Origin of the sequence: Bradyrhizobium sp. (genome assembly GCF_017881085.1) — a bacterium.
Classification (GTDB): domain Bacteria; phylum Pseudomonadota; class Alphaproteobacteria; order Rhizobiales; family Xanthobacteraceae; genus Bradyrhizobium.
Window position 1 is genome coordinate 1 of the sequence record NZ_JADGRI010000386.1, and the last position, 4,476, is coordinate 4,476.

General features: G+C 62.6%; 4 protein-coding genes and 2 pseudogenes. All 6 read left to right on the forward strand.

The features are described from left to right. Positions 1–58, forward strand: a pseudogene (locus QZ213_RS27235) (50S ribosomal protein L11); the annotation flags it as partial. Between the two features lie 6 nt (positions 59–64). Continuing rightward, on the forward strand, positions 65–757 hold the full coding sequence (gene rplA, locus QZ213_RS25085) for a 50S ribosomal protein L1 (RefSeq protein ID WP_291688761.1): 693 nt from the start codon (positions 65–67) through the stop codon (positions 755–757). 83 nt (positions 758–840) lie between these two features. Beyond that, on the forward strand, positions 841–1,794 hold the full coding sequence (locus QZ213_RS25090; protein ID WP_291688762.1) for a 2-hydroxyacid dehydrogenase: 954 nt from the start codon (positions 841–843) through the stop codon (positions 1,792–1,794). Between the two features lie 578 nt (positions 1,795–2,372). Further along, complete coding sequence (gene rplJ / locus QZ213_RS25095; RefSeq protein ID WP_291688763.1) at positions 2,373–2,891, forward strand: 50S ribosomal protein L10; 519 nt, start codon at positions 2,373–2,375, stop codon at positions 2,889–2,891. 55 nt (positions 2,892–2,946) lie between these two features. Further along, complete coding sequence (gene rplL / locus QZ213_RS25100; RefSeq protein ID WP_079571038.1) at positions 2,947–3,318, forward strand: 50S ribosomal protein L7/L12; 372 nt, start codon at positions 2,947–2,949, stop codon at positions 3,316–3,318. A gap of 517 nt (positions 3,319–3,835) precedes the next feature. Then, a pseudogene (locus QZ213_RS25105) lies at positions 3,836–4,476 on the forward strand (DNA-directed RNA polymerase subunit beta); the annotation flags it as partial.

A 4,476-nucleotide genomic window follows, 5' to 3' on the forward strand; every position in this document is an offset into this window, starting at 1 on the left:
GGCCATGAAGATGGTCGAGGGCTCCGCCCGTTCGATGGGTCTTGAAGTTGCGGGGTAACGGGTCATGGCAATCGGAAAACGTTTGAAGAAGGCCCGCGAAGGCGTCGATCGCGAGAAGCTCTATCCGCTCGCGGAAGCCGTCAAGATGGTCAAGGAACGCGCCAAGTCGAAGTTCGACGAAACCATCGAGATTTCGATCAATCTCGGGGTCGATCCGCGTCACGCCGACCAGATGGTCCGCGGCGTGGTGACCTTGCCGAACGGCACCGGCCGCACTCTGCGCGTCGGCGTGTTCGCGCGCGGCGCCAAAGCGGATGAGGCCAAGGCGGCGGGGGCCGACGTCGTCGGCGCCGAGGACCTGGTCGAGAAGGTGCAGGGCGGTCAGATCGACTTCGACCGCTGCATCGCCACCCCCGACATGATGCCGCTGGTCGGCCGCCTCGGTAAGGTGCTCGGCCCGCGCGGCATGATGCCGAACCCGAAGATCGGCACCGTGACGATGGACGTCACGTCGGCCGTGAAGGGCGCCAAGGGCGGCTCGGTCGAGTTCCGCGTCGAGAAAGCGGGCATCGTGCAGGCCGGCGTCGGCAAGGCCTCGTTCTCGGAAGAGAAGCTGGTGCAGAACGTCAAGGCGCTCGCGGATGCGGTCGCCAAGGCAAAACCCGCCGGCGCCAAGGGCACCTACATCCAGCGCGTGGCGGTTTCCTCCACCATGGGCCCCGGCGTGAAGGTCGAACCGGGGACTTTGCTGGGCTGAGGTCGACGGCAGGAAATATGAATACGGGGCGGGACGGGGTGACCTGTTCCGCCCCTTACTTTGTGACCTCCGGAAACCAGCCGATGCTCAACAAAGTCCTGATCTATTCGCGCTTCCCCAAGGCGATGATGCTGCGCATCGGCGAGCGTTTTGAGCTGATGGATGCCGGCGGAAAACCGCCCGGAGAAGTTTTCGCGGCGGACCAGCTCGCGGGCGTTAGCGCGATGATCACCGCCGGCGGAACCCCGCTGGGCGGGGCCATGATGGACATGATGCCGAAACTCGGCGCCATCGTCTGCTACGGCACCGGCTATGACGGTGTCGACCTCGTCGCGGCCGCGCAGCGCGGAATTGCCGTCGGCCACAGCCCGGCGGCAAACGCGGCGGCCGTTGCCGACCTGGCGGTGACCCTGATGCTGGCGGTGACGCGGCGGCTGCTGCCGGCCGACGATTTTGTCCGCAACGGAAGCTGGGCCGCGGCAAAACCATCGCCGTTGATGCGGCCGCAGCCGGGCAATCCGGGCCGCCGGGTCGGCGTCTATGGCATGGGCGAGATCGGCCGCAAGATCGCTGCGCGCGTCGCGGCGTTCGAGACCGAGGTCGCCTATTTCAGCCGCAGCCGGCATGACGTGCCGTATCAATATCTGCCGAGCCTGGAGGCGCTGGCGGAATGGAGCAGCGTGCTGATGATCGCGGTTCGCGCCGGCGCGGACACCCATCACGCCGTCGATGCCAATATCCTGCGAAAGCTCGGCAAGGGCGGCTACATCGTCAACATCTCGCGCGGCTCGGTGATCGACGAAAGGGCGCTGGTGGCAGCCCTTGCGGAGGAGTCCATCGCCGGCGCCGGTCTCGACGTCTACGAGACCGAGCCGCATGCTCCGGACGCGCTGACCGCCTTTCCGAACGTCGTGCTGACCCCGCATATCGGCGGCCATACCCTGGAATCGCACACGGCGATGCAGAACTGCGTGATTGCCAACCTTGAGGCGTTTTTCGCAGGGGAACCCTTGCCGCATGCGGTTCGCGGGGCCTGAATTCGGCCATTTCGGTCCGAATTTCCCGGGAACGTGGCTCGCTTGGTTGCCGCGAAATAGCGCTTGGCAAGCCGGAAAAGACTCGTTAAACAACCCGTTCCGGGCGTGCTGGCCGTTGCTGGCACGTCCGTGCTCGCATTCCGAAAACCCGATACGCTAGGAGATCATTCCTTTCAGGACGTCCGCATGGATTGCTCGAAAGGATGAGAAAACCCGTCGTTTCGAAGGGATGTGGGCAGGGGTCTTTCGGCGAAAGCCGGTTGGCCTCGAATCCTGTCCAAGACTGCAGGCGCCCGCGGCGAAACCCCTTAGTTTCTTCAACGGCTTAATCGCATGGCCTGCATAGACGGGTGAAGACCGGATTTCGCTTGACGTCGCCCAGAATGCGACGCGCGGCGGATTTGGTTCGAACCTCGACACCCCGTGGTCCCCTGGGCTCGGGAGGGCAGGCTTTTCAATATCGTGCTGCCCCACGTGTCTGAGACTGAAATGTCTCGAGGTCAGGTTCGGGCGGGACGATGGGTGCAACCCGGCGGTCCTGCCATCAGGCAAAGGCCGCCAACCGGAGAGAGCTTGCTGTGGAAAGAGCGGCAAAAAAGGACGCGGTTGAGGCGCTGAACGGTCTGTTCAAGACCACCAGCGTGGCAGTCGTCGCCCACTATTCCGGCCTCACCGTGGCCCAGATGCAGAAGCTGCGCATGCAGATGAAGCAGGCGGGTGCGTCGGTGAAGGTCTCGAAAAACCGTCTCGCCAAAATTGCTCTTGAAGGCACGGACGTCGTTGCCATCGGCTCCCTATTGAGGGGGCCGACCGTGATCGCGACTTCAAACGATCCGGTAGCGGCGCCGAAGGTTGCCATCGAATTCGCCAAGACGAACGAGCAGTTCGTCATTCTCGGCGGGTCGATGGGTAAAACCGTCCTGGATGTTAACGGCGTCAAGGCGCTTGCCGCGTTGCCGTCGCTCGATGAACTGCGCGCAAAGATCCTCGGCCTCCTGGTGGCGCCGGCGACCAAGATCGCTCAGCTCTCGACCGCGCCCGCGGCCAAGCTCGCGCGCGTCATTCAGGCCTATGCCTCAAAGAGCGAAGCGGCCTGACCGTCTTCGCAAATCAAACCTGGTTCGAACCAAATACGCTTAAGGAAACAGATCAATGGCCGACCTACAGAAGATTGTTGACGACCTCTCGAGCCTCACCGTGCTCGAAGCTGCCGAACTGGCAAAACTCCTTGAAGAAAAGTGGGGCGTGTCCGCCGCTGCCGCCGTTGCGGTGGCCGGTCCGGCCGCTGCCGCCGCTGCTCCCGCCGAAGAGAAGACCGAGTTCACGGTCATGCTCGTCGCCGCCGGCGAGAAGAAGATCGAAGTCATCAAGGAAGTCCGTGCCATCACCGGCCTTGGCCTCAAGGAAGCCAAGGACCTGGTCGAGGGCGCGCCCAAGGCGGTCAAGGAAGGCGTGAACAAAGACGAGTCCGAGAAGATCAAGGCCCAGCTCGAGAAGGCCGGCGCCAAGGTGGAATTGAAGTAGGCGAAGCTTGCCCCAATTCCATCTCCGGGCGAGCAACGCAAGACCCGGGGGTCGTCCCACCAAGGACGTTGATGGCCAGGTTAAGCCCGGCCATGACGGAAAGGGCAGGGCGGACGGTAAAACGTCCTGGTCCGGAGGGTTCCCTCTGGACCAGTTCGTACACAGAAATGTGTGGGGATTCGGGAAGTTACCCCTCGAAACTCCACGAATGCCCTCCCATATTGGGGCGGCAGCACGAAAGCACGGTGGGCGGCGGGAACGGCGACGTTTCTGCGTAAGCCGTTGGGAGATAAGCAATTTCGGGCTTTTTCAGTCCGTGAAGCGACGGTTGTGACGGGCGGGTGCGGTCAAGCGCCCCGCGCGTCGTTTTGCGTTTTGAAGGTCTGGTGGTCGGATTCAGGACTTAAATCCTGAAATGGGCTTCCAGATTTAGGAACGAATCGAAATTCAACCCGGGGGCGATGCCAATCGCGCTTCGGAAGGTTCGCCCCGACGGGCGACGAAATGAGAGGCCACGATGGCGCAGCAGACATTCACCGGTCGCAAACGCGTTCGCAAGTTCTTCGGACACATCAAGGAAGTCGCAGAGATGCCGAACCTCATCGAGGTTCAGAAGGCGTCCTATGACCAGTTCTTGATGGTCGATGAACCCCCGGGCGGGCGGCTGGACGAGGGACTGCAGGCGGTGTTCCGGTCGGTATTCCCGATCTCGGATTTCTCCGGCACCTCGATGCTGGAATTCGTTCGCTACGAATTCGAGCCCCCGAAATATGACGTCGACGAGTGCCGCCAGCGCGGCATGACCTATGCTGCACCGCTGAAGGTGACGCTGCGCCTGATCGTGTTCGATATCGATGAGGAAACCGGCGCCAAGTCGGTGAAGGACATCAAGGAGCAGGACGTCTACATGGGCGACATCCCGCTCATGACCATGAACGGCACCTTCGTCGTCAACGGCACCGAGCGCGTCATCGTATCGCAGATGCACCGTTCGCCCGGCGTGTTCTTCGATCACGACAAGGGCAAGACCCATTCGTCGGGCAAGCTGCTGTTTGCCGCGCGCGTCATTCCCTATCGCGGCTCCTGGCTCGATATCGAATTCGACGCCAAGGACATCGTGTTCGCGCGCATCGACCGCCGCCGCAAGATTCCCGTGAC